The sequence below is a fragment of the Xanthomonas sp. 3307 genome, assembly GCF_014199735.1.
GTDB classification, from domain to species: domain Bacteria; phylum Pseudomonadota; class Gammaproteobacteria; order Xanthomonadales; family Xanthomonadaceae; genus Xanthomonas_A; species Xanthomonas_A rydalmerensis.
Map to the genome: position 1 here is coordinate 154,274 of NZ_JACHOG010000009.1, position 23,776 is coordinate 178,049.

General features: G+C 69.1%; 22 protein-coding genes. 14 read left to right on the forward strand and 8 right to left on the reverse strand.

The window, feature by feature from the left end:
- Positions 1-25 precede the first annotated feature (25 nt).
- On the reverse strand, positions 26-346 hold the full coding sequence (clpS, locus tag GGR64_RS18520; RefSeq protein WP_019796528.1) for an ATP-dependent Clp protease adapter ClpS: 321 nt from the start codon (positions 344-346) through the stop codon (positions 26-28).
- A 76-nt stretch (positions 347-422) separates the two neighbouring features.
- On the opposite strand from clpS, the gene GGR64_RS18525 reads away from it, so the two are divergent.
- The 6 genes from GGR64_RS18525 to GGR64_RS18550 all read left to right on the forward strand — a co-directional run bounded on the left by GGR64_RS18525 (position 423) and on the right by GGR64_RS18550 (position 4,909).
- A complete protein-coding gene (locus GGR64_RS18525) occupies positions 423-926 on the forward strand; it encodes a hypothetical protein (protein WP_160967467.1) in 504 nt (167 codons plus the stop codon).
- Positions 926-1,384 carry an NUDIX hydrolase gene (locus tag GGR64_RS18530; RefSeq protein ID WP_160967469.1) on the forward strand — a complete coding sequence of 153 codons (459 nt, stop codon included), beginning with the start codon at positions 926-928 and terminating at the stop codon, positions 1,382-1,384. Before GGR64_RS18525 ends, GGR64_RS18530 begins: the two co-directional genes overlap by 1 nt.
- Positions 1,381-2,523 carry a tRNA 2-thiouridine(34) synthase MnmA gene (gene mnmA, locus GGR64_RS18535; protein WP_167087717.1) on the forward strand — a complete coding sequence of 381 codons (1,143 nt, stop codon included), beginning with the start codon at positions 1,381-1,383 and terminating at the stop codon, positions 2,521-2,523. The genes GGR64_RS18530 and mnmA overlap by 4 nt, the downstream gene beginning before the upstream one ends.
- Positions 2,520-3,134, forward strand: a complete 615-nt coding sequence (gene hflD / locus GGR64_RS18540; RefSeq protein ID WP_160967473.1) for a high frequency lysogenization protein HflD — start codon at positions 2,520-2,522, stop codon at positions 3,132-3,134. Before mnmA ends, hflD begins: the two co-directional genes overlap by 4 nt.
- Positions 3,135-3,297: 163 nt before the next feature.
- Positions 3,298-4,488 carry a methyl-accepting chemotaxis protein gene (locus GGR64_RS18545; RefSeq protein WP_160960851.1) on the forward strand — a complete coding sequence of 397 codons (1,191 nt, stop codon included), beginning with the start codon at positions 3,298-3,300 and terminating at the stop codon, positions 4,486-4,488.
- 121 nt (positions 4,489-4,609) lie between these two features.
- Positions 4,610-4,909 (forward strand): hypothetical protein, encoded by a 300-nt coding sequence (locus tag GGR64_RS18550; RefSeq protein ID WP_160967475.1) that lies wholly within the window; start codon positions 4,610-4,612, stop codon positions 4,907-4,909.
- 656 nt (positions 4,910-5,565) lie between these two features.
- Here the strand turns inward: GGR64_RS18550 and GGR64_RS18555 are convergent.
- The 3 genes from GGR64_RS18555 to GGR64_RS18565 all read right to left on the reverse strand — a co-directional run bounded on the left by GGR64_RS18555 (position 5,566) and on the right by GGR64_RS18565 (position 11,972).
- The gene (locus GGR64_RS18555; RefSeq protein ID WP_184647664.1) at positions 5,566-6,885 is read right to left on the reverse strand and encodes a nitrate/sulfonate/bicarbonate ABC transporter ATP-binding protein; all 1,320 of its coding nucleotides are present in this window, start codon (positions 6,883-6,885) and stop codon (positions 5,566-5,568) included.
- A gap of 16 nt (positions 6,886-6,901) precedes the next feature.
- Positions 6,902-8,659 (reverse strand): ABC transporter permease subunit, encoded by a 1,758-nt coding sequence (locus GGR64_RS18560; RefSeq protein WP_160967479.1) that lies wholly within the window; start codon positions 8,657-8,659, stop codon positions 6,902-6,904.
- A gap of 523 nt (positions 8,660-9,182) precedes the next feature.
- Positions 9,183-11,972: a bifunctional diguanylate cyclase/phosphodiesterase gene (locus tag GGR64_RS18565; RefSeq protein ID WP_160967481.1), complete on the reverse strand. Its 2,790-nt coding sequence runs from the start codon at positions 11,970-11,972 to the stop codon at positions 9,183-9,185.
- 163 nt (positions 11,973-12,135) lie between these two features.
- Here GGR64_RS18565 and GGR64_RS18570 point away from each other — a divergent pair, with 163 nt between their 5' ends.
- Both GGR64_RS18570 and GGR64_RS18575 read left to right on the forward strand, forming a co-directional pair.
- The gene (locus tag GGR64_RS18570; protein ID WP_255421628.1) at positions 12,136-14,238 is read left to right on the forward strand and encodes a PAS domain S-box protein; all 2,103 of its coding nucleotides are present in this window, start codon (positions 12,136-12,138) and stop codon (positions 14,236-14,238) included.
- Positions 14,239-14,242: 4 nt separating this feature from the next.
- Complete coding sequence (locus tag GGR64_RS18575) at positions 14,243-15,967, forward strand: EAL domain-containing protein (RefSeq protein ID WP_160960862.1); 1,725 nt, start codon at positions 14,243-14,245, stop codon at positions 15,965-15,967.
- 148 nt (positions 15,968-16,115) lie between these two features.
- On the opposite strand, the gene GGR64_RS18580 is transcribed toward GGR64_RS18575, so the two are convergent.
- The 4 genes from GGR64_RS18580 to flgA all read right to left on the reverse strand — a co-directional run bounded on the left by GGR64_RS18580 (position 16,116) and on the right by flgA (position 18,787).
- Complete coding sequence (locus tag GGR64_RS18580) at positions 16,116-17,333, reverse strand: ATP-binding protein (RefSeq protein WP_160967483.1); 1,218 nt, start codon at positions 17,331-17,333, stop codon at positions 16,116-16,118.
- 84 nt (positions 17,334-17,417) lie between these two features.
- Positions 17,418-17,756: a flagellar protein FlgN gene (locus GGR64_RS18585; protein ID WP_167087820.1), complete on the reverse strand. Its 339-nt coding sequence runs from the start codon at positions 17,754-17,756 to the stop codon at positions 17,418-17,420.
- A 2-nt stretch (positions 17,757-17,758) separates the two neighbouring features.
- The gene (flgM, locus tag GGR64_RS18590) at positions 17,759-18,076 is read right to left on the reverse strand and encodes a flagellar biosynthesis anti-sigma factor FlgM (protein ID WP_160967582.1); all 318 of its coding nucleotides are present in this window, start codon (positions 18,074-18,076) and stop codon (positions 17,759-17,761) included.
- 66 nt (positions 18,077-18,142) lie between these two features.
- Positions 18,143-18,787, reverse strand: a complete 645-nt coding sequence (gene flgA / locus GGR64_RS18595; RefSeq protein ID WP_184447962.1) for a flagellar basal body P-ring formation chaperone FlgA — start codon at positions 18,785-18,787, stop codon at positions 18,143-18,145.
- A gap of 113 nt (positions 18,788-18,900) precedes the next feature.
- On the opposite strand from flgA, the gene GGR64_RS18600 reads away from it, so the two are divergent.
- From GGR64_RS18600 to GGR64_RS18625, 6 genes are all read left to right on the forward strand, one after another.
- The gene (locus GGR64_RS18600; protein WP_160967489.1) at positions 18,901-19,848 is read left to right on the forward strand and encodes a chemotaxis protein; all 948 of its coding nucleotides are present in this window, start codon (positions 18,901-18,903) and stop codon (positions 19,846-19,848) included.
- Between the two features lie 158 nt (positions 19,849-20,006).
- Entirely contained in the window at positions 20,007-20,405 is a 399-nt protein-coding gene (gene flgB / locus GGR64_RS18605) for a flagellar basal body rod protein FlgB (RefSeq protein WP_160967491.1), read from the forward strand.
- A 2-nt stretch (positions 20,406-20,407) separates the two neighbouring features.
- Positions 20,408-20,815 carry a flagellar basal body rod protein FlgC gene (gene flgC, locus GGR64_RS18610; protein ID WP_160967493.1) on the forward strand — a complete coding sequence of 136 codons (408 nt, stop codon included), beginning with the start codon at positions 20,408-20,410 and terminating at the stop codon, positions 20,813-20,815.
- Positions 20,816-20,856: 41 nt separating this feature from the next.
- Positions 20,857-21,534, forward strand: a complete 678-nt coding sequence (locus GGR64_RS18615) for a flagellar hook capping FlgD N-terminal domain-containing protein (protein WP_160967495.1) — start codon at positions 20,857-20,859, stop codon at positions 21,532-21,534.
- 30 nt (positions 21,535-21,564) lie between these two features.
- Positions 21,565-22,788, forward strand: a complete 1,224-nt coding sequence (gene flgE, locus GGR64_RS18620; protein ID WP_184647666.1) for a flagellar hook protein FlgE — start codon at positions 21,565-21,567, stop codon at positions 22,786-22,788.
- A 148-nt stretch (positions 22,789-22,936) separates the two neighbouring features.
- Positions 22,937-23,692, forward strand: coding sequence for a flagellar basal body rod protein FlgF (locus GGR64_RS18625; RefSeq protein ID WP_160967499.1), 756 nt, complete (start codon positions 22,937-22,939; stop codon positions 23,690-23,692).
- The last annotated feature ends 84 nt before the right edge of the window (positions 23,693-23,776 follow it).

Here is a 23,776-nt window from a genome sequence, read left to right on the forward strand (position 1 = left end):
AACCGGTGACCGACGCCTCCCACTATCAGGCTTTTTCCATCGTGCACAACAGGGGGTGCTGGTTCATCCGCGAGAACTCGTTCACCTGAGCCACCTTGGATTCAGCCACCTCGCGGGTATAGACCCCGCATACCCCGCGGCCGCGGGTATGGACGTGCAGCATCACCTGGGTGGCGCGCTCCAGGTCCAGGGAGAAGAACTGCTGCAGCACGGTCACCACGAAGTCCATCGGGGTGTAGTCGTCGTTCAGCAGCAGCACCTGATACATCGGCGGGCGGGCGATTTCCGGCTTGCCGGTCTCCACCATGACGCCATGATCGTGCTCGGGGGAATTCTTGCGGGGCATCCGCCCATTATATACGGGGGCCGCCGGCCCGGATTGGACGATCGCCGGCCCTGCCCGCACAATTCCCCTCCTTTCGATGGCGCTTCGCATGCATTCGACGATGTTCCCCAAGGTTCCGCTGCTCGCCACGCTGCTCGCCGTGGCCCTGCCGGCCGCCGCCGAGCCGCCGGACGCGGCGCTGGGCAAGCGCCTGCAGGCTCTGGGCTACGACGTGCAGGCCGACGAGGACGGCGATTACCAGGTGCTGTTCGGCCTGCGCGACCAAGGCCGCGAGCGCAAGCAGCTCACCTACGTGCGCTCGCCGGTGGAGACCTTCGGCAGCTACCGCATCCGCGAGGTGTGGTCGCCGGCCTACCAGGCGCAGGGCGACAGCCTGCCCGCCAAGGTCGCCAACCGGCTGCTGGAGGATGCGCAGTCGGACATCCTCGGCGGCTGGGTCCGCCAGGGCGGCACCGCGGTGTTCGTGGTCAAGATCCCCGCCGATGCCGACGACACGGCGCTGCGCGAGGCGCTGGAGGCGGCCGCACGCGGCGCCGACGCGATGGACGCCGAACTCAACGGCGGCAAGGATCTGTTCTGATGACGGCGGCCGCAGAACCCTGGCAGCCGGACGTGACCGTGGCCACGGTGGTGGTGCGCGACGGGCGCTTGCTGCAGGTGGAGGAAGCCATCGCCGGTGCGCTGGTGCTGAACCAGCCGGCCGGCCACCTGGAGCCGGACGAGAGCCTGATCGAGGCCGCGGTGCGCGAGACGCTGGAGGAAACCGGCTGGCAGGTGCAGCCGACCGCGTTCATCGGCGCCTACCAGTGGAAGGCCGACAACGGCCGCCACTACCTGCGCTTCGCCTTCGCCGCCGACCCGGTCGCGCACGATCCGCAGCGGCCGCTGGACACCGGCATCGTGCGCGCGCTGTGGATGACCCCGGCCGAGCTGGAGGCCGCCGCGCCGCGCTGGCGCAGCCCGCTGGTATGGCAGGTGGTGGCCGATTTCCTGGCCGGACGCCGCTACCCGCTGGACCTGTTGCGGCAGGTGGCATGAGCGGCGCAACGGTCATGGTCGGGGTCTCCGGCGGCGTGGATTCGTCGGTGGCGGCCTGGCAACTGGTCCAGCAGGGGGCCGCGGTGTCCGGGCTGTTCATGCAGAACTGGGCCGATGACGGCAGCGGCGATTGCCGCGCCGACGACGACCGCCGCGATGCGGTGGCGGTGTGCGGGCGGCTCGGCATCCCGTTCCATTTCCGCGATTTTTCGCAGGAGTACTGGCAAGGCGTGTTCGCACACTTCCTGGCCGAATACGCCGCCGGGCGCACCCCAAACCCGGACGTGCTGTGCAACCGCGAGGTCAAGTTCAAGCATTTCCTGGACGCGGCACGCGAACTCGGCGCCGAACGCATCGCCACCGGCCACTATGCGCGGGTGGACAGCGTCGGCGGCCGCTGGCGGCTGCTGCGTGGGCTGGACCGCAACAAGGACCAGAGCTACTTCCTGCACCAGCTGGGCCAGGCGCAACTGGCTGCGACGCTGTTCCCGGTCGGCGAGCTGCCCAAGGAGCAGGTGCGCCGCATCGCCCGCGAGGCCGGCCTGCCGACCCACGCCAAGAAGGACTCCACCGGCATCTGCTTCATCGGCGAACGCGATTTCCGCGAATTCCTGGGGCGTTACCTGCCGGCCCGGCGCGGCGAGATCCGCGATCCGCACGAGCATGTCGTGGCCGAGCATCCGGGGGTGTTCTACTTCACCCTGGGCCAGCGCGAGGGCCTGAACATCGGCGGGGTGCGCGGGCGCGCCGCCGCGCCGTGGTACGTGGTCGGCAAGGACGTCGCCCGGAACCTGCTGTACGTCGACCAGGACCGCGACAGCCCTTACCTGATGGCCAACCGGCTGCAGTCCGAGACCGCGCACTGGATCGCCGGCGCGCCGCCGGCACGACGCTTCGACTGCACCGCCCAGACCCGCTACCGCCAGGCCGACGAGCACTGCACGGTCGAGGTCGGCGACGACGGCACCCTGTCGGTGCGCTTCGCGCGCCCGCAGCGCGCCGTCACCCCCGGGCAGTCGCTGGTGCTGTACCAGGGCGAGGAATGCCTGGGCGGCGCCGTGATCGCCACTACCGATGCCCCGCTGGAGCGCCGCTTGGCGCAGCAGGCACCCGCCGCACACGAGGACACGATTCGATGACCGATTCCATGGACGCGCGCATGCTGGCGCTGGCGGGCATGGCCCAGGCCCTGCAGCAGGTGCGGCGCATCGCCGAGACCGGCCAGTCGGAGGCGTCGCTGGTGCGCACCCTGCTCGACAGCGTGTTCCGCATCGACGCGCCCAGCCCCGAGGCGGTGTACGGCCGCCGCGCCGACCTGGCGCCAGGCCTGCGCCTGCTGCACAACTACTTCCGCAACCAGGGCCAGGACGAGGTGCTGCCGCGGCTGGCGCTGGCGGTGATCCAGCTGGAGCGGCGCTTCGCCGGCGATGCCGAGACCGACGCCAAGGTCGACGCCGGCCTGGCCCGGATCGCGCCGCTGCTGGAGCGCCATGGCGACAGCACCCACCCGGAGGTGATCGCGGCGCTGGGCCAGCTCTATGCCGACACCATCAGCCACCTGCGCCCCCGGGTGATGGTGCAAGGCAATCCGCACTACCTGGGCCAGGCCGGGGTGGTGGCCGAGATCCGCGCGCTGCTGCTGGCGGCGGTGCGCGCGGCGGTGCTGTGGCGGCAGATGGGCGGCAGCCTGTGGGACTTCCTGCTGGCCAAGCGGCGCATGCGCGACACCGTGGACCGCGCGCTGGGCTGAGCCCGCGAGGGCACCGGCGCGGGGCCATGCAGCGCGCCCCGCTCGGCCGTTCTGCGACGCCGATCGTATGAATGTCGGCAGGTTTCGATGATCCGCTCACGGCGTTGCTAAAGACCCGGGGGGGACGGCCGATACAGCAATCGTGAATCTGCCGAGAACGTCCATGTACTCACGCCTCCTGATCCGTCTGGCCGCCCCGCTCGCCCTGACGCTGCTGTTCCCCATCGCCGCCGGTTTCGACTGGCCGGCCCCGGTCCGTTGGGCCATCCTCACCACCATGACGCTGAGCTGGCTCGGCTTCGCCGGCTGGACCGCGTACAGCCAGACCCGGCGCTCGCCGGAGCAGGCCAAGGTCATGCGCGAGCAGGACCACCTGCTGAACGAGCTGCGCAGCTTCGTCGGCAACGAGATCGAGGGCTCCCGCTCCGAGATCGAACGTGCCCGCGAACTGATCCGCCAAGCCGTCAGCGGCCTGGGCGGCAGCTTCGAGGCAATGAACCGCAAGTCGCGGCAGCAGAGCGTGGCGCTGGCCCGCATCGTCGACCGCGCCGGCGAAGACGGCGGTGCCGGTGTGGACGTGGCCCGCTTCGCCCAGCATGCCAGCCAGCGCATGGAGCAACTGGTGGAGGCACTGGAGCAGGTCAGCGGCCAGAGCAGCACCACGGTGCACTACATCGACGACATGTCCCAGCATCTGGACGGCATCTTCGCCCTGCTGGAGGACGTCAAGTCGATCGCCGACCAGACCAACCTGCTGGCGCTGAACGCGGCGATCGAAGCGGCGCGTGCCGGCGAGGCGGGCCGCGGCTTCGCGGTGGTGGCCGACGAGGTGCGCAACCTGTCCGAGCGCTCGACCACCTTCAACGAGCAGATCCGCAAGCTGGCGCACAGCTCCAAGGACGCCATCGCCAAGGTCCGCGAGACGGTCTCGAACATGGCATCGCGCGACATGGACCGCTCCCGCGAGGCGCGGGCCGAGGCCGCGGCGATGCTGGACAACGTGGCCGCGATCAACCACTCGCTGGGCGACGGCATGCGCGAGATCTCCGAGTGCGGCCGCGCCATCGACAGCAGCGTCGCCGAAGCGGTGCGCGCCCTGCAGTTCGAGGACATCGCGACCCAGGCCCTGGGCGGCGTGCACACCCACCTGGACCGCCTGACCGCGATCAACCGCGAGGCCGTGGCGCTGCAGGAACTGCTGCACCGCAATGGCGGGGTGTTCGACCACGAACTGATCGACGCTCTGCAGCGGGTCGGCAACCGCCTGCGCGACATGCGCACCGAGTGGGAGCGCCCGCCGCACAAGCCGGTGGCGCAGCAGAGCATGGGCGCCGGCACTGTCGAGCTGTTCTAAATCGTCCTCCGCGCCATGAACCGACGAGTCCCCGGCCCCTGCCGGGGCTTGTCGTCTCTGCCCTTCCCGTCCAGCCCCGTCGATGTCGATGCCTCTCCAGTCCCTGTCCCGAGTTGCGGCCATGTCCTGCGATGAACGCAGCAGCGCACACGCGTCCTCGTCCGAGCCGGTGGCCGATCCCGGCCCGCGGCCGGTGACCGCGCCGCGCCAGCCCGGCCACGCGCTGCGGCGGCTGGAGACCCTGGCCCAGGCCGAACTGCGGCAGTTGCTGATTGCGCACACACCGACGCAGCAGGACGCGCGCATCGCCGACCCGGTCTGGGCCGGCCTGGCCTGGGACATGGGCCTGAACGGCAGCGCGGTCGCCGCCGCCGGCACCCCGGCGCCGCCGGTGCACTTCCCGCTCTACGACGGCGACTGAGTCGATCGCGGCGGTTGCGTTTGCGGGCGGCGCGCGCAGCCTGTGCGTGGCATGCGCTCGGAGCACTGCCAAGAAGATTCACCCAACCTCATCGCGTTGGATCTCGCTTGGCGCATGAGGCCGAGCCGATCGTCCGGGCTCCTACAAGGCGATGTCTGGTCTCGCTAGACCACGGCAAGACGCAGCGATGCGCAATGCCGTTTGGTCGCGGCAAGCGAGCGACGCGTGCCCGGCCGGCCACCTGCAGTCGGGACTGAAGTTCCTCCCACACCTACTCCGATCAGATCGCGACATCGTCGTTCCAGAAGCGGATTCGGCGGCGAGCTGCGACATCGACCGACATCGCATCCAGCGTCGTGGGTAAAGCTTCCAACGCAATTCAGCGCCGGAGCGCGGGAACGCTCCTGTGGGAGCGACTTCAGTCGCGACGCGTGACGCCCTCCGGTAGCGTTGATGCGCTTGCAGTCGGAATTCAAATCCCTGCCACAACGGCCGCGATCAGATCGCGGCATCGTTGATGCAAGCGCGAATTCGGCGATAGAGATGCGACATCGACCGGCATCGCATCCGGGCCAGTGCCTGAAGCCGCTTCCGCACTGTCGGGCGTCGGGTCGCGGCGGAAGCCGCTCTACGCGACGCCGTACACCGCTGGCGGATCAGCTCGGATTCTCCAGCGAGAACAGGTCCGCCTGCTTGTCGTAGGCGAAATACTCGGCGTAGCGCGCCCAGCTGGTGACCGCCTGCACCGTCTCCGCCGCATAGGCCTCGGACATGTGGTCTTCCAGCTCGTCGCGGAAGCGGCGCGCCGGCGCGTGATGTGCGGGGCGTTCGTCGAGCACGCGGCGGATGTGCGCGGCCAACGGCACGTAGGTGGCCAGGTGCTGGGCGAACAGCTGCTTGCGCGCATCGGTGCCCAGCTCGGCGAAGCGCTGCCCGGCCGGCGTCAGCTGCAGGTCGCCCTGTTCGAACACGGCGAAGCGCAGCAGTTGCAGGGTCTCGGCGATCGGGAACAGTTCGTCCACTTCCAGTTGCAGGCCGGCGGCCAGCGGCGGCAGGTCGGCCCGGCCGTGGTACGGCTCGGCCGCCACCGCCTCGATCAGGCCGGCCATCAGGTTGCTCGAGACCCGCGGCAACACCATGGCGATGCCGCTGCCCGGGAACACGCCTTCGCGGGTCTGTGGCCGCTGCGGGCTGGCGGTCATGCGCGCGTAGATGTCGTCGACCAGGGCGCGGAACGCCGGTGCCAGGCGATTGCGCGGCTGCGGCAGGGTCACCTCGATCTCGCCGATCACCCGCCCCGGGTTGGCGCCGAAGATCACGATGCGGTCGCACATCAACACCGCCTCTTCGATGTTGTGGGTGACCATCAGGATCGATTCGATCGGCATGCGCCCTTCCGACCACAGATCCAGCAGGTCGGTACGCAGGGTCTCGGCGGTCAGCACGTCCAGCGCCGAGAACGGTTCGTCCATCAGCAGCAGCTTCGGCCGCACCACCAGCGCCCGCGCCAGGCCCACGCGCTGGCGCATGCCGCCGGACAGTTCCTTCGGATAGGCGCCCTCGTAGCCGTCCAGGCCGATCAGGTCGATCGCCGCCAGGGCGCGCCGGCGGCGTTCGTCGGCGGCCACGCCGCGCGCCTCCAGGCCCACTTCCACGTTCTGCAGCACGGTCAGCCACGGGAACAGGGCAAAGCTCTGGAACACCATGGCGATGTCGTCGGCGACCTGGCCAGGGGCGGCGTCGCGGAAGGCGATGCTGCCGGCGCTGGGCTGCAGCAGCCCGGCGATGGCGCGCAACAGGGTGGACTTGCCCGAGCCGGAACGGCCGAGCAGGCCCACGATCTGCCCCGAGTGCAGGGTCAGGTCGACATCCTCCAGTACCACCAGCGGCGTCGCCCCGCCCTTGTCGTAGGTCTTGCGCACGCCCTGCACGCGGACCAGTGGGGCGCGCTCGGGCACGCTTGCGGAATAGTTCATGGTCGGTCTCCAGGAATCAGTCGAAACGCAGGCGGCGTTCGGCGAAGACGTACAGGCGTCGCCAGACCGCGCGGTTGAAGAGGGTCACGAACAGCGACATCACCGCCACCCCGAGCAGCACCCGCGGGCCGTCGCCGGCGGCGGTGGCGCGGGCGATGTAGGCGCCGAGGCCGTAAGCCTGCACCTGGGTGTGGCCCCAGCTGGCCAGCTCGGCCACGATGCTGGCGTTCCAGGAACCGCCCGACGCGGTGAGCGCACCGGTGATGTAGTACGGAAAGATGCCGGGCAGGATCACCCGCCGCCACCAGGTCCACGAGCGCAGGTGGTAGATGGTCGCGGCCTCGCGCAGATCGGTGGGGAACGCGCTGGCGCCGGCGATCACGTTGAACAGGATGTACCACTGGGTGCCGAGGATCATCAGCGGCGACAGCCAGATGTTGGGGTCGGCGCCGGTGCTGACGATGGCCAGCACCGCGAACGGGAACAACACGTTGGCCGGGAACGCGGCCAGGAACTGCGCCAGCGGCTGCACCCGCTGCGCCACCTTCGGACGCAGCCCGATCCACACCCCGATCGGCACCCACACCACGCTGGCCAGGGCGATCAGCACCACCACCCGCAGTAACGTCGCCAGGCCGCCGCCGAAGGCCTCGGACAGGTCGTGCAGGCCCAGATGGCGGCGGCCATAGTCGTAGGCGAACCAGGCCGCGGCCGCACCGGCGACGGCCAGCGCCGCGCTCCACAGACGATCGCCCCAGACCCCGCTGCGGCCGGATGCGCGCGGTGCCGCCACGGGCTGCGGCTGGCGCCGCGGCGCCCAGCGCACCAGCATGGCGCGCTGCCAGATCCAGGCCAGCGGCGCGACCAGGCGCTTGGCCAGGCGCGTGCGCCGCAGCAGGTCGTACAGCCACGACTGCGGCTTGTCCTGCGAGGCGGTGAGTTCGGCGCGGAACTTGTCCGACCAGGCCACGATCGGGCGGAACAGCAACTGGTCGTACAGCGCGATCAGCACGGCCATCGCCACCACCGCCCAGCCGACCGCGGCGAAGTTGCGCTGGCCGATCGCCAGCGCCAGGTACGAGCCGATGCCGGGCAGTTCCAGGGTGTGGTCGCCGACGCTGATCGCCTCGGAGGCGACCACGAAGAACCAGCCGCCGGACATCGACATCATCATGTTCCAGATCAGCGAGGGCGTGGCGTACGGCGCCTCCAGCCGCCAGAAACGCTGCCAGGCGCTAAGCCCGAAGCCACGCGACACCTCGTCCAGGTCGCGCGGCACGTTGCGCAGCGACTGGTAGAACGAGAACGCCATGTTCCAGGCCTGGCTGGTGAAGATGGCGAAGATCGAGGCCAGCTCGGCGCCGATCTGGCGGCCGGGGAACAGGCCGAGGAAGAAGGTCACGGTGAAGGTGAGGAAGCCCAGCACCGGTACCGACTGCAGGATGTCCAGCGCCGGCACGATCACCCGCTCGGCGCGCCGGCTCTTGGCGGCCAGGGTCGCCACCACGAAGGTGAACACCAGCGAGGCGGCCATCGCCGCGAACATGCGCAAGGTGGTGCGCAGGCCGTATTCGGGCAACTGCCACAGATCCAGCGACACCGCGGCGGTGCCTGCCGGCGGCAGCGGCGCGCGCATGTCGGACGCGCCGTGCAGCAGCAGCGCGCCCAGGCCCAGCAGCAGCGCGAACACCGCCAGATCGTGCAGGTTGGGCAGCACGCCGGGACGTGCGGCGAGCTGTCCGGGCGCGGAGCGGTCGCGAGCGAATGGCAGCATGGGAATATCCGGCAGGAGCGGCAGCGGACGCCGCAAGGAAAAAGGACGCTGGCGCGGGTCGCGAAGCGGACCGCCCAGTGTGACCGGGGAAGATGTACGCCGTGCGTCAGCCGCTGCCGGCCGCGCGGGCATGCGCCGGTTGGATGGCACACGCACACCGTCGCCGCGCCACGCGACCGCGCAGCGACGAACGAATCAGGGACGAGGGCGATGACAGGCGCATGGGCGGCTCCGACGACGGGAAACGCCAGGGGCTACGCTCGGAGTCCTCGCGGATCGGGCTTGCGCACTATCGGAATCAAGGCCAGCGCCGCGAGGGGCTGGCGAACGATCCCGTCCTGAGCGGACGGGACCCATCTGGGACGACCCAGACCGTGGCGGTCCTGTCAGCTCTGTCGCTGCAGCGTCGGTCTAGGATGACTGTCCAAGGAAGGTGGCCTCTGGCCGGGAAACGATGGGCGCGCGCAGTATAGCCAGCCGCTGCGGCGCCGCAAGTCCGCGCGGCGCAGGCGGCGCCGCGCATTCACTGCGCAGCCAGCACCAGCCGCGGATGCGTCGCCGGCGCCACCTGCTGGCGCGCGCGCAACCAGGCCGCCAGTTCGCGCGGCGGCAGCGGCCGCGAGTGCAGATAGCCCTGGATCTCGTCGCAGCCCTGCTCGCGCAGCAGCGCCTCTTCCTGCACGGTTTCCACGCCCTCGGCCACCACCTGCATGCCCAGCGCGTGGCCGAGTTGAACGATCGCCTGGGTGACCTTGGCAGTGCCAGTGTCGTGCAGCATGTCCTGCACGAAGCTGCGGTCGATCTTTAGGCGCTGCACCGGGAAGCGGTTGAGGTAATGCAGGTTGGAGAAGCCGGTACCGAAATCGTCCACCGCCAGCAGCACGCCTTCCTGCTCGAACAGTTCGAAGCAGCGGCGCAGCGATTCGCTGTCGCGGATCAGCGCCGACTCGGTCAGCTCCAGCTCCAGCCGCTTCGGCGACCAGCCGTTGCGCTGGCACAGCTCGATCACCCGCTCGGCGAAGCCGCGGTCGCGCAACTGCATCGCCGAGACGTTCACCGAGACGCGGTCGAAGCTCAGCCCCGCCGCATCCCAGGCCGCGGCCTGGCGGCAGGCCTCGCCGATCACCCAGTCGCCCAGGCGCACGATCTCGCCGCACTCCTCTGCGATCGGAATGAACTCGGCCGGATTGCAGTGGCCATGGCCGGGGCGATGCCAGCGCAGCAGCGCTTCCACCGCCGGGGCCCGCTCGCCCGCCGCATGCACCAGCGGCTGGTACACCAGCGAGAACTCCTCCCGGTCCAGCGCGCCGTGCAGGGCGTGCTCGATCTCCAGGCGCCGCTGCGCACGCAGCAGCACGTCCTGGCTGTAGTAGTGGCAGGTGTTGCGTCCGGACTCCTTGGCCGCGTACATCGCCGCATCGGCCGCGCGCAGCAGGCCGTCGAAGTCCTGGCGCCCCTCCTCCATCAGCGCGATGCCGATGCTGGCGCCGATCTTGATCACGTTCTCGCCGCTGTGCAGCGGTTCGGCCAGCGCCGCGATCAGCTTGCGCGCCACGTGCCCGGCGTCGCCGGGCTCGGCCAGGTCGCGCAGCACCACCACGAATTCGTCGCCGCTGAAGCGGCCGAACAGGTCGCTGGTGCGCAGTTGCTGATGCATGCGGGTGGCCGCCAGCTTCAGCAGTGCGTCGCCGGTGGCGTGGCCGAAGGAATCGTTGATGCTCTTGAAGCCGTCCAGGTCGACGAACAGCATCGCCAGCGTGGTGCCGCGCTCCACCGAATCGTGCATCGCCTTCTCGGCCTGTTCGCGCAGCAGCTGCCGGTTCGGCAGGCCGGTGAGCAGGTCGTAGTGGGCCAGCAGCTCGATGCGCTCGCTGGCCTCGCGTTCACGGGTGATGTCGCGGAACAGCACCACGAAGCGCGGCGGCAGACCGTCGCGCTCGTCCAGTTCGATCAGCACCTGCACCCAGATGCGCTGCCCGGACGGGCGGTGGAAGCACAGGTCCAGTTGCTCCGGCAGGCCGCCCTCGGCGATGCGCGCCAGTGCCGACTCGAACGCATCGCGCGAGTCCTGGGTGTACAGGGCCAACGCGTGATCCAGATCGATGGCCTCCTTGCGCAGGCCATGGATGCGATAGCACTCCTCGGTCCACTGCATGCGCCGGGTGCCGACCTCGATCTCGCAGCCGCCGATCTTGCCCAGCGCCGAGACCCGGTTGAGCAGTTCGGTGCGCCAGCGGATCAGCGCGTCGGTCTGGCGCTGCTCGGTGATGTTCTGCACCTGGCCCAGCACGCGCTGGACGCGGCCGTCGGCCTCCACCTGCGGCTGCGCCCACACCCGCAGGTGCAGCGGCGACTCGCTGCCGCGCAACAGCTCCACCTCGAAATTGGCCGGCTTGGCCTCGCGCGCCATGCGCCGCCAGATCGAGATCAGCTGCGCCATCGAATCGCGGCTGAGCAGGCGCAACCAGCCGCGGCTGCTCGGCGTCTGCTGTTCGTCCAGGCCGGTGACGCGCAGGAACTCGCGCGAGCACCACACCCGGTCATTCAGCGGATCCCAGGACCAGCTGCCCATGCGGGTCATGCGCTGCGCCTCGCGCAGCAGGGTCTGCTGGTCGCGCAGGCGCTGCTCGAGCAGCTTCTGCTCGTGGATGTCGGTGTGCGTGCCGATCATGCGCAGCGGGCTGCCGTCGGCGGTGCGCGCGACGATCCGGCCGCGGTCCAGGATCCAGTGCCACTGCCCGTCCTGCCGGCGCAGGCGGAACTCGCACATGTAGGTTTCGGTGCTGCCCTCGAAATGCGCGCGGATCGCCTGGCGCAGGCGCTCCTGGTCGTCGCTGTGGACCAGCGGCAGCAGCGCGTTCAGGCCATCGGCCGGGGCATCGCCGCCGTAGCCGAGCATGCGTTTCCAGCGTTCGGAGCGGAAAATGGTGTCGCTGGGGATGTCCCAGTCCCACAGGCCGTGCTCGGCGCTGTCCAGGGCGATTTCCCAACGGGTGGCGCCGTCGCTGCCGACCGGTTCGGGCACGCTGAGGGTGTAGGCCAGCAGGCCGCCGCTGTCGTCGCGGACCGCACGCAGCCAGCCGTCCAGGCGCCGCCCGGCGGTGCCGGGCAAGGCGCAGGCCAGCATGGTCTCGCCGCCAAGCAGGCGCTCGCGGGCCGCACGCAGCAGCTCGGCATACGCCTCCACGGTGCGCGGCAACTCCAGTGCCTGCGCTGCCCGGTTCGCCGCCAGCGGCCTGCCATCGGCGTCCAGCAGGACGAGCGCCGAGGTGAGCGGGTGCTGCAGCAAGCTTGCGATGACGCCTTGATCCACGCCGAGATACTCCGTTTCGCCGCCCTGAAGGCCAGCGGTCGAAGGTGATAACGGCATCCGCTGGCATTAATTGAGCGCCGACACTGCCCGGCGATGGGCCGCGGCGGCCGTCAGCGGCTAAGATGTCCGCCGGACACGGATCACCGCAGCAGGCTGCCGGGGCATGCAACCACAACGCGACAGTGCCTTGCCCACCCAGGCGACCTCCGGCATGCGCCTGGCGCAACGCCTGGACCGCGGCATCTGGCGCGTGGTGTTGCTGTACGTGCTGCTGGGGCTGGCGCTGTCGATCGGCAGCGACCTGGTTCTGGTGCACTTCGTAGACGATCGCGGCACGTTGGTCGCTCTTCAGCTGGTCAACGACGCCCTGTTCCTGGCGCTGACCGCGGTTGCCCTCTACTACCTGCTGCGCCCGCTGGTGCGCGCCGCGGTGCAGGCGCACACCCGGCTGGCGCTGTCGGAGGCCGGCTACCGGCAGATGTTCCACGCCAATCCCAGCCCGATGCTGGTCTACGACCTGGAAGGCCTGCGCATCCTCGACGTGAACCCGGCGGCGGTCGCCTTCTTCGGCTGGTCGCACGACGAGTTCGTCGGCTTGGAGCTGGCCCGGCTGTGGCCGCCCAGTGCCAGCGCCCGCCTGGCCGAGGTGATCGAGACGATCCGGCAGACGCCGTCCAAGACCTGCGTGGTGGCCGAGCCGCTGCGCCTGCGCGACGGCAGCCAGTGCATGGCCGAGGCGCGCAGCACCAGCCTGGACTACCACGGCCGGCAGGCGAGGCTGGTGGTGATCAGCGACCGCAGCGCCGAGTACGACGCGCAGCGCCGCCGCGACCAGGCCCTGCAGCATCTGCAGGAGGCGCAGTCGATCGCGCGGTTGGGCTCGTGGCAACTGGACCGGGCCAGCGGCCTGGGCAGCTATTCCGAGCAGGTCTACCGCATGCTCGGCCGGCGCGTGCCGGAACAGCCGCGCCAGCACCGCCTGGAAGAGCTGCTGGTGCCGCCCGACGTGCCGTCGCAGGCGCGTATCCAGCGGGTGATCGAGGACCTGTGCGGCAGCGCGCCGCTGCAACTGGACATGCTGCTGCCGGTGCTGGCCGCCGACGGCCAGGCGCGCATGCTGCACCTGCGCGCCGAATCGTCCAGCGACGACGAGGGCAGCGCCTGCGTGCACGGCACCCTGCAGGACGTGACCGAGCACGAGCGCTCGCGGCGCCTGCTGCACGAGCGCGAGGAGCAGTTCCGGGAACTGGTGCGGGTGCTGCCGGACGGCGTGGCGATCCTGCACCAGGAACACGTGCTGTACGCCAACGCCGCCTGTGCCGGACAGTTCGGCTTCGAGGGCGAGAACCTGCTCGGCGAGCCGCTGCAGGGCCTGGTCGACAGCGCCGATCTGCCGCTCGTGCGGCAGCGGATGGGCGCTGCCGGCGCCAAGGGCGAACGCGGCGCCACCGCGCGCATGTGCCGCCGCGACGGCTCGCTGTTCCACGCCGGGCTGTCGTTCGGCAACGTCCGCTACAGCGGCCGCGACTGCAAGCTGTTGATCGTGCGCGACCTCAGCGAACCGGAGCGCATGCGCGATGCGCTGGCGCAGAGCAACCGCGAGCTGCAGGCGATGGCGCGGCGCCTGTTCTCGCTGCAGGAAGACGAGCGCCGCGCGATCTCGCGCGACCTGCACGACGACATCGGCCAGGCGATCACCGCGATGAAGCTGTCCGCGCACGCCGCATTGGACGAGACCGACGCCGAGCGCCGGCGCGAGGACCTGAGCGAGATCGTGAACCTGGCCGACAGCAGCATCACCAAGCTGCGCAACCTCTCCACCCTGCTGCGGCCGCCGCAGCTGGACGCGCTGGGCCTGGAAGCGGCGCTGCGCTGGCAGGCCGGCATGCTGTTCCGCGCCTCGCCGGTGCGCCTGCATCTGGACATCGCCGCCCTGCCCGAGCGCCCCAGCGGCGAGGTCGAACAGGCCTGTTTCCGCATCGCCCAGGAGAGCCTGACCAACGTGCTGCGCCACGCCAGCGCCGGCGAAGTGCGGATGACCCTCGGCGACGAGGAACGCCAGCGCCTGCGCCTGGAAGTGGTCGACGATGGCGACGGCTTCGATCCGGCCGGCCCGCGCGGCCTGGGCCTGATCGTGATGCGCGAGCGCGCGCAGAGCGCCGGCGGTACCCTGCAGATCGACACCGCGCCCGGCGCTGGAACCCGGGTCTCGCTGTGCCTGCCCTACACCACCGCGGCAGCGCCGTCGCCCCCGCCTGGAACCTGAGCCGATGTGGAATCCCGCCAGCGCCGTACCCGTGGACGACGAACTGCCGTCGCGCCTGGGTGCGGGCCATCCCGCCCTGACCGGCATGATCGCCGAGGCCTTGGCCGGTGGGCCGGGGGTGATGCTGCTGCACATCGACATCGACCACTTCGCCTCGATCAACGAGAACATGAGCCCGGAGGTCGGCGACCAGGCGCTGGCGCTGCTGGCGCACCGGCTGCAGGCGCACTTGCGCGGCCGCGGCCTGCTGTGGCGCCACGGCAGCGACGAACTGGTAATGGCCGTGCCGCGCACCGCCGACGTGCCGCCGCCGGAAGCCTTCGCTGAGGAGATCCGGCAGCAGATCGAGCTGCCGCTGTCGGTGCTGCCGTACACCCTGTTCATGACCGGCAAGATCGGCGTGAGCCTGTGCCCGGAGCATTCCACGCGCCTGTCGACCCTGCTCGACTTCGCCGAGGACGCGGTCTACCAGGCCGCGCGCGAAGGCGGCAACCTGGTGCGCCTGTATGCCGCCGACGGCCCGCCCAGCGCGCACAGCGAGAGCATCATCTCGCGGCAGATCGTCGACGCCATTCCCAACGGCGAGCTGCGCCTGCGCTACCAACCGATGGTCAGCGCCCGCGACGGACGCGTGGTCGGCATGGAATCGCTGCTGCGCTGGCAGTCGCCGACCCTGGGCATCCTGGTGCCGGAGCGCTTCATGCGCACCGCCGAGCGCCTGGGCGTGATCGTGCAGATCGGCACCTGGGTGATGGAGGGCGCATTGCGCCAGGCGCGGCTATGGCGCGACCAGGGCTTCGACGACTTCACCATCGCGGTCAACGTCTCCACCCTGCAGCTGCTGCGCCCGACCTTCTTCAACGAAGTGATGTCGGCGCTGCAGGCGGCCGGGGTGCCACCGCAGATGATGGTGCTGGAGATCAACGAAAGCGCGCTGACCAACAACGTCAACTTCGTCCACGAGACCCTGGCCAACCTGTGCCGCGAAGGCATCAGCCTGAGCCTGGACAACTTCGGCACCGGCGACTCCAGCCTCAGCGCGCTGGTGCGCTACCCGGTGGACAAGCTGAAGATCGACCGCAGCTTCATCAAGAGCGCACCGGCCGGCAACCGCGAGGCGGCGATCGCCCGCGCGATCATCGCCATGGGCCACCAGCTGGGCATGGTGGTGATCGCCAACGGCGTCGAATCGCAGGCGCAGCTGGGTTTCCTGCGCCGCAACGACTGCGACATCTTCCAGGGCTACCTGTTCGGCGAACCGATGTCCGCCGAAGCCGCGGGCATGGCGCTGCGCCGGCGCTACCTGCGCCCGGAATCGTTCACCGAAACCCGCCCGGACCGCACCCTGCTGCTGCTCGACGACGAGGAGAACGTGCTGCGCTCGCTGGTGCGGCTGTTCCGCCGCGATGGCTACCGCATCCTCGCCGCCGGCAACGTCCGCGACGCCTTCGACCTGCTCGCCACCAACGACGTGCAGGTGATCCTGTCCGACCAGCGCATGTCCGACATGAGCGGCACCGAGTTCCTGGGCCGGGTGAAGATGCTCTACCCCGACACCATCCGCCTGGTCCTGTCCGGCTACACCGACCTGGCCACCGTCACCGACGCGATCAACCGTGGCGCGATCTACCGCTTCCTGACCAAACCGTGGAACGACGACGAACTGCGCGAACACATCCGCCAGGCCTTCCGCACGCATGATGAGCAGCGGCGGGATGCGGGGCCCTGAGGGGCTGGGATTGGGCATTGGGGATTGGGGATTGGGGATTCGTAAAAGCGCGGTGTCGGCATTTCATTGACACGCGCGGATGGGAACAGCAAACGCAAAAGCGCTTTTGCCAATCCCGAATCTCCACTCCCGAATCCCAGCCCCTCAGCTACTTCGGCTGCCGCACCGGAATCACGATCCGGAACGTCGAGCCGTCGCCCACGGTGCTGCTGACATCGATGCGGCCGTGGTGCTTGTTGATGATGCCGTAGGAGATCGACAGGCCCAGGCCGGTGCCGCTGCCGACCGGCTTGGTGGTGAAGAACGGGTCGAAGATGCGCTGCAGCAGGTCCGCCGGAATGCCGGCGCCGGAGTCCTTGAACTCGATCCACACCTCTTCGCCGTCCTGGCCGGTGCTGACCACGATGGTGCCGCGCTCGCCGATCGCCTGGCCGGCGTTGAGCAGCAGGTTCATGTACACCTGGTTGAGCTCGGACGGCAGGCACTCCACCAGCGGCAGGTTGCCGTAGTGGCGCTCCAGGGTGACCTTGTACTTGAGCTCGTTCCAGATGATGTTGATGGTGGACTCCAGACCCGAGTGCAGGTCCACCAGCTTCCACGACTCCTCGCGGCCGGAATAGGAGAAGTCCTTGAGGTCGCGGACGATGCGGGTGACCCGCTCGATGCCTTCGCGCGACTCGGCCATCAGCTGCGGCAGGTCGCGGCTGATGAAGTCGATGTCGAAGCGGTTGCGGATGTCGTCGATCTCCGGGATCAGCGCCTTCGGATCGGGCGCGCGCAGGGCGCGCTCGTAGGCCTCGATCAGGGTGAACAGGCTGCGCAGATACTCCTGCAGGCTGCCCAGATTGGAGTGGACATAGCCGATCGGATTGTTGATCTCGTGGGCGACGCCGGCGGCGAGCTGGCCGATCGAGGCCATCTTCTCCGACTGCAGCAGCTTTTCCTGAGCGCCGTTGAGGCGCAGGTAGGCCTGGCGCAACTCGGCGTGGCGCTGCTGCAGTTCCTGTTCGTAGTCCTGCTGGCCTTCGATGCCCTGGATCAGCATCAGGTAATGGCCGCCGTCTGCATCGGCATGGAAGTACAGATGCGCCAGCACCACGTGGTGTTCGGTCGGCAGGCTCCCGCTCCAGCGGCCGCTGCTGCGCGCCTGTGACAGCGCATCGCTCGGCAGCCACTGCGCCAGGTGCGCGGCCAGGCCGGCGTCGGTGCCGGAAAGATGGCGGCGCGCGGCGCTGTTGGCCAGCAGCAGTTGCCCGTCGGCACGGAACAGCACCACGCCTTCGTACAACAGTTCGCTCAACGCGAGCAGGTGCTCGCGCGAGGGCAGGACAAGCGGTTGGTTGGGATTGATTTCGGCGAAATTCACGACAGGCCGCGGGCGATCGATGGATGCCCAATATACGCCGTTGGCGCCGGCGGATGCGCGACCCGCGTTGGGACGCGCTGCGGCTTACGCGACTGCCAGGGGACGCTGGGAGAGCGGCGTGCTGGACTGGCCGTTGGCGTCGTAGGACGACGCGCTCTCGCTGCGGCCGAGGTGGCGCAATGCCCAGTTGACCTCGCGTCGTCGCCGCGACAGCAGCGCGCCGTTGGCGCGGTTGGCGTCGGCCAGCTCGCGCAGGCGCAACTCGGCCTCGGCGCCGGCGGGCACATCGGCCTCCAGTGCGCGCAGTGCCGCCAGCTTGGCGCTGGTCGCCTGCATGAGGCCTTCCACGTTGTGATCCAACAAGGCCTGGCGCTCGCCGGCGAGCGCGTCGCTGAGCTGCTGCAGGAGGTTGGTCACGGACATGTTCATGCGCCGAGTTGCCGATCCATATCGATCATGCGGCTGGCGATCGCGTCGGGGTTGATCTTGTAGCTGCCGTTCTGCAGCGCACTGCGCACCGCATCGACGCGGCTGCTGTCCACCGCCGGCGCGGCCGACAGTTGGCGTTGTAGGGTCTGCAGGCCGGAGGCCTCGCCGGTCAGGCGCAGGCTATCGGTTGCAGCGGCCGCACCGACCGCACGGTCCTTGCCTTCCTCGGACGCGCCGGAGGCGGCCTTGGTCGAGACGGACGACGTGCGAAGGGTGGCCGGGCTCGGCAAATTCCCTTCAATTTTCTGGGTCATGACGGACATCCTGTTACGGGTTCGGTGTAGGTAACGGCACAGCGTCGGAGAACTTTAGCCGGATTCTTAGCGCGTCACTAAAACGTCGCCATTTTGTGACACAGTTCCCTGAACGATACGCCGGGACGACAGGTTTTCGACGGTCACCCGCTCGTTTTCGCCCGCATCGCCCAGTGCGCGCCCGGCCATCCGCACTTCCAGACCGCCGCTGCGTGCCACGAGCGCCACATTGTCGCCGCGCCGGACCAGCCGCGGCGCGACCAGGTCGGTGGCAGACAACAAGGTGCCGGCCGGCAGGGTGCGCCGCGCCACCTTGCCGATCGCCATCTCCGGCTCGGTCATCGCGGCGCCGACGATGCGCGCCGCGTCGCGCTTCTCGGGAACGATATCGGCCGCGCCGATGGTTTCTCCAGCGGACAGGCCGCGCGCCAGCACCAGCACGTGCTGCATGCGCCGCACCTTGACCGGCACGAACAGCCGCCAGCCGGTCTCGCGCGGGCAGCTCACCTCAACGGTCGTAGTGCCGGTCGGCTGGGCCTGCAACGGCACCGGGCACAGCGGCACCCGCACCGACGGGTCCAGGGTCGCCTCGGCGTCGGCGTCGGCCCCGGCCAGGGACAGCGCCGCGGCACGGATCGAGTCCACCGACTGGAAGTCCGCGGCCCAGGCCGGCGTCGCCGCCAGCAGGACCAGCAATAGGATCGGGCGCATGGCCGTCTCTGTGGGAAAGGTCGCCGACACCATGCAAAGGCCGTGCCGCAAACCGCACGCCCGATCCGCACCGCGCCCTCAAGTTCCGCCGCGCAGGCGCCGATATGAACGCCATGAGTCATGACCTTCTCAACCGAATCGACCAGCGCACCCGCTTGGCGGGCCACAACCGGCTTGCCCTGCTGCTGTTCCGGCTGGGCGGTCGTCAGCTTTTTGGCGTGAACGTCTTCAAGGTGCAGGAAGTGCTGCGCCGGCCGGAGTTGTTCCAGGTGCCCGGGCTGCCACTGCAATTCTCCGGCGTCGCCGACGTGCGCGGGCGCTCGGTACCGGTGCTTGACCTGGGCCTGGCCATCGGCCACCCGGAGCGCGAGCCGAACGCGGATACCGCGCCAGCCTATCTGGTGGTGACCGAGTTCAACCGGTCGGTCCAGGGCTTCCTGGTCAGCGGCGTGGAGCGCATCGTCAACATCGCGGTGGAGGACATCCATCCGCCGCCGGAACTGGGCGCCGAATCCAGCTACCTGACCGCGGTGACCCGCTTCCAGGGCGAGCTGATCCAGGTGATCGACGTGGAGAGCGTGCTGGCCGACATCGCCCAGACCCGGGTCGAGGCCAATCTGGACCCGTCGCTGGCCCTCACCGGCCCGCAGTTGCAGGTACTGGTGGTGGACGACTCGCGGGTGGCGCGGCAGCAGATCCGCAGCGTGCTGGACCAGCTCGGGGTCGCCGCGACCCTGCTCTCGGACGGTCGCCAGGCCCTGGACCATCTCTTGCAGATCCATGCGGCCGGCGAGAATCCGGCCGAACGCTACGCCATGGTGATCTCGGACATCGAGATGCCGGCGATGGACGGCTATACGCTGACGACGGAAATCCGCCGCCATCCAGGCCTGGCCGGCCTGTACGTGCTGTTGCACACCTCGCTGTCGGGCGTGTTCAACAATGCGATGGTCGAGCGCGTGGGCGCCAACGCCTTCGTGGCCAAGTACAGCCCCAACGAGTTGGCCGAGTACGTGCTGACCCGGCTGCGGGTCGTCGCCGCGGCCGCACAGGCGGCCTGACCCGGGCGCCGCGCCCCGCCGCGCGGCCTGCCTGACGGCATATTAAAGACAGCGGACGCTCCGGCGTCCCGCGGCCGAACCCTGATCGCACGGGCTCGGCACCCGACTTTGGCACGCGCCTTGCCTGTTGTTTCGGCAACGAACCGCGGGATCGTGCCATGTCCAATCCGATCACAGCCTACTTCGGCGTCCATGGCGACGCCCTGCCGCTGCGCGAGCAGCGCATGAAGCTGATCGCCAGCAACCTCAGCAACGTCGACACGCCCGGGTACAAGGCCCAGGACCTGGATTTCGACGCGGCGATGCGTGCCGCACAGGGACAGCGCGAGGGCACCCAGCTCGCGGTCGACGACAGCCGCCACATCGCCGTCGGCGGCGATGGCCTGAACCCGTTCCAGGTCACCCGCTTCGCCAGCCAGCCCAGCCTGGACGGCAACACCGTCGATCCGGATGCCGAACGCGCCGCCTACGGCCGCGCCGCGCTGGAGTACCGCGCCTCGCTGAGCTTCATCGAATCCAAGGTGCGCAACATGCTCACCGCGATCACGGGCCAATAAGCATGAGCAACCTGCCGATCTTCGACGTCGCCGGCTCCGCGCTCAAGGCGCAGTCGGTGCGCATGAGCACCATCGCCAGCAACCTGTCCAACGCCGATTCGGTGGCCGGTTCGGCGGAGGCGGCCTACAAGCCGATCGAGCCGATCTTCCAGGCGGTGCGCAATCCGCACGACAGCAGCCTGACCTCGGTCAACGTCAAGGAAATCGCCCAGACCAACGCGCCGCCGATCAAGCGCTACGAACCCGGCCATCCGCTCGCCGATTCCGAGGGCTACATCTATTCGCCCGATGTGGACCCGGTCTCGCAGATGGTCAACCTGATCTCCGCCTCGCGCAATTACCAGGCCGGCGTGGAGGTTCTCAACACTGCCAAGGAACTGGCGCTGGCCACTCTGACCATGGGCCGCTGAGCCGCCCTCCTTCCGCCGTCTCACGTTCCAGGACCGCCTCCATGACCAGCGTCACCAGTTCCACCGACACCACCTATTCCAGTCTTGGCCTGAGCGCCTCGAGCAATACCAGCACCACCAGCGGCAAGGCGCTGCAGCAGGCCGACTTCCTGAAGCTGATGACCGAACAGCTGCAGCACCAGGATCCGCTCAAGCCGATGGACAACAGCCAGATGGTCGCGCAGATGGCGCAGCTGTCCACCGTGCAGGGCATCGGCGACCTCAACAAGACCGTGACCGCGCTGTCCTCGTCGATGAGCACCGACCAGGTGCTGCGCGGCGCCAACCTGATCGGCCACAAGGTGCTGGTGCCGTCGGCCTCGCTGCCGCTGGGCGCCGAAGGCAGCACCGGCGGCCTGGTGGCGGCCAAGGACGCAGGCGTGGTCGACGTCACCGTCAGCGATGCCAACGGCCAGCCGATCAAGAAGATCAGCCTGACCGCCGACAAGGCCGGCCAGCTCGATTTCGCCTGGGACGGCACCGACGCCAGCGGCAAGCGCATGCCGGCCGGCAGCTACAGCATCACCGCCGGGCAGACCGACGCCAAGGGCAACCAGCTCTCCCTGTCCACCTACGTCCAGGCGCCGGTCGAGAGCGCCATCATCGGATCGGACGGCATCTATCTCGATCTGACCGGGCTCGGCACCACGCCGCTGACCAACGTTCTCCGCGTCAGCTAACGCCACGCCGACCATCCACAGGAGTCCACCATGGGTTTCAATACATCGCTGTCAGGCCTCAGGGCGGCCAATACCGACCTCAACGTCACCGCCAACAACATCGCCAACGCCAACACCACCGGCTTCAAGGGCTCGCGCGCCGAGTTCGCCGACCAGTTCACGCTCAACGGCTACGGCCTGGCGCGCAACGCGGTGGGTTCGGGCGTGCGCGTCAGCAACGTCGCCCAGCAGTTCTCGCAGGGCACCATCGATCCGACCGGGCGCAGCCTGGATCTGGCCATCTCCGGTTCCGGCTTCTTCACCCTGTCCAACAACGGTGCCCGCGTGTACTCGCGTGCCGGCAACTTCCAGACCGACGCCAACGGCTACGTGGTCAATCCGCAGGGCGGCCGCCTGCAGGTATTCCCGCCGGCCAGCAACGGCAACGGCTTCGCCGCCGGTACCCTGACCGACCTGCAGCTGCTGACCACCGACAGCCCGCCCAAGCAGACCAGTACGGTCAACCTGACCTTCACCCTGCCCGGCAACACCCAGCCGCCGACGGTGGCCACGTTCGATCCGAACGACGCCAACAGCTACAACAACTCCAGCGGCGGCACCACGGTGTACGACTCGCTGGGCGTGGCCCACGTGCAGACCTCGTACTTCGTCAAGACCTCCACGCCCAACCAGTGGACCGTCTACAACTACGTGGACGGCGTCGCCGCCGGTGGTGCCAGCACGCTGCAGTTCTCCAACAGCGGCGCGCTGGTCAGCCCGCCTGACGGCAAGATCGCGCTGGGCACCTTCACCCCCAGCACCGGTGCCGGCACCCTGTCGCTGAACCTGAATGTGTTCGGGTCGACCCAGTACGGCGAGGCCTTCGCCCTGCGCGGCGCCACCCAGGACGGCTATGCCAGCGGCAAGCTCAATTCGATCAGCATCGACGAGAAAGGCATCGTCTACGCGCGCTACTCCAACAACGCCGACAAGGCGCTGGGCCAGATCGCAGTGACCAACTTCGTCAATCCGCAGGGCCTGAGTTCGCTCGGCGACAACGCCTGGGCGGAAAGCTCGGCCTCGGGCCTGGCCCGGACCGGCTCACCGGCGACCTCGGACTTCGGCAGCGTGCAGTCCGGCGCGCTGGAATCCTCGACCGTCGACCTGACCGAGCAGCTGGTCAACATGATCGTGGCCCAGCGCAACTTCCAGGCCAACTCGCAGGTGATCTCGACCCAGGATCAGGTCACGCAGACGATCATCAATATGCGTTAAGGCCGGGATTGGTGATTCGGGATTGGTGATTCGTCACCGCTGGCGTCCCGTCGACCGGGCGCCAGCTTGAGCCACCACTTCCGATCGTCTGCGGTACTTCCGCTTCTTCGAATCCCGAATCCCTTCTCCCGAATCACGGCCCACACCCATGGACAAAGCCCTCTACGTCGCCATGACCGGCGCCCGCGCCTCGCTGCAGGCGCAGGCCACCGTGTCGCACAACCTGGCCAATGTCGAGACCTCCGGGTTCAAGGCGGCGTTGGCCAACACCGAGGCGTATCGGATTCCTGGCGCCGGTTATCCGTCGCGCATCGATGCGTTGCACATCGACCAGGGCTTCAACCGCGACGTCGGCGCCCAGCACACGACCGGCAATCCGCTGGATGTGTCGCTGGATGCCGATCGCTGGCTGGCGGTGCAGTCGTCCGACGGCAAGGAGGCGTACACGCGCGGCGGCGAATTGGCGCTGACCCCGAATGGCCAGCTGGTCACCGCCAGCGGCCATGCGGTGCTCGACGACCAGGGCAACCCGGTCTCGATTCCGCCGCACCAGTCGCTGGAAATCGGCAACGACGGCACGGTGTCGATCGTGCCGCTGGGCGAAGCCCCCACCGCGATGAGCACCATCGCCACGCTGAAGGTGGTGCAGGCGCCGCCGGACCAGCTCAGCCGCCGTCCCGACGGCCTGATGCGCAACGTCAGCGACGATCCGGCCAAGGCCTTCGCGCCGGCCACCGGCAACTCGCTGCGCACCGGCATGCTCGAAGGCAGCAACGTCGATGCCGCCGGCGCGCTGGTGCAGATGATCCAGTTGCAGCGCCAGTTCGAAATGCAGGTCAAGGTCATCAAGAACGGCGACGAGAACGCGCAGTCGGCCAACACCCTGCTGCGTCTGAACGGCTAAGGCACGCCGCGGCGCCTCGGGCGCCGGTTTGGCACGGCACGTGCATCACTCCCTGCGCCCCCGGCGCGTCGTGCCGGGGCCACC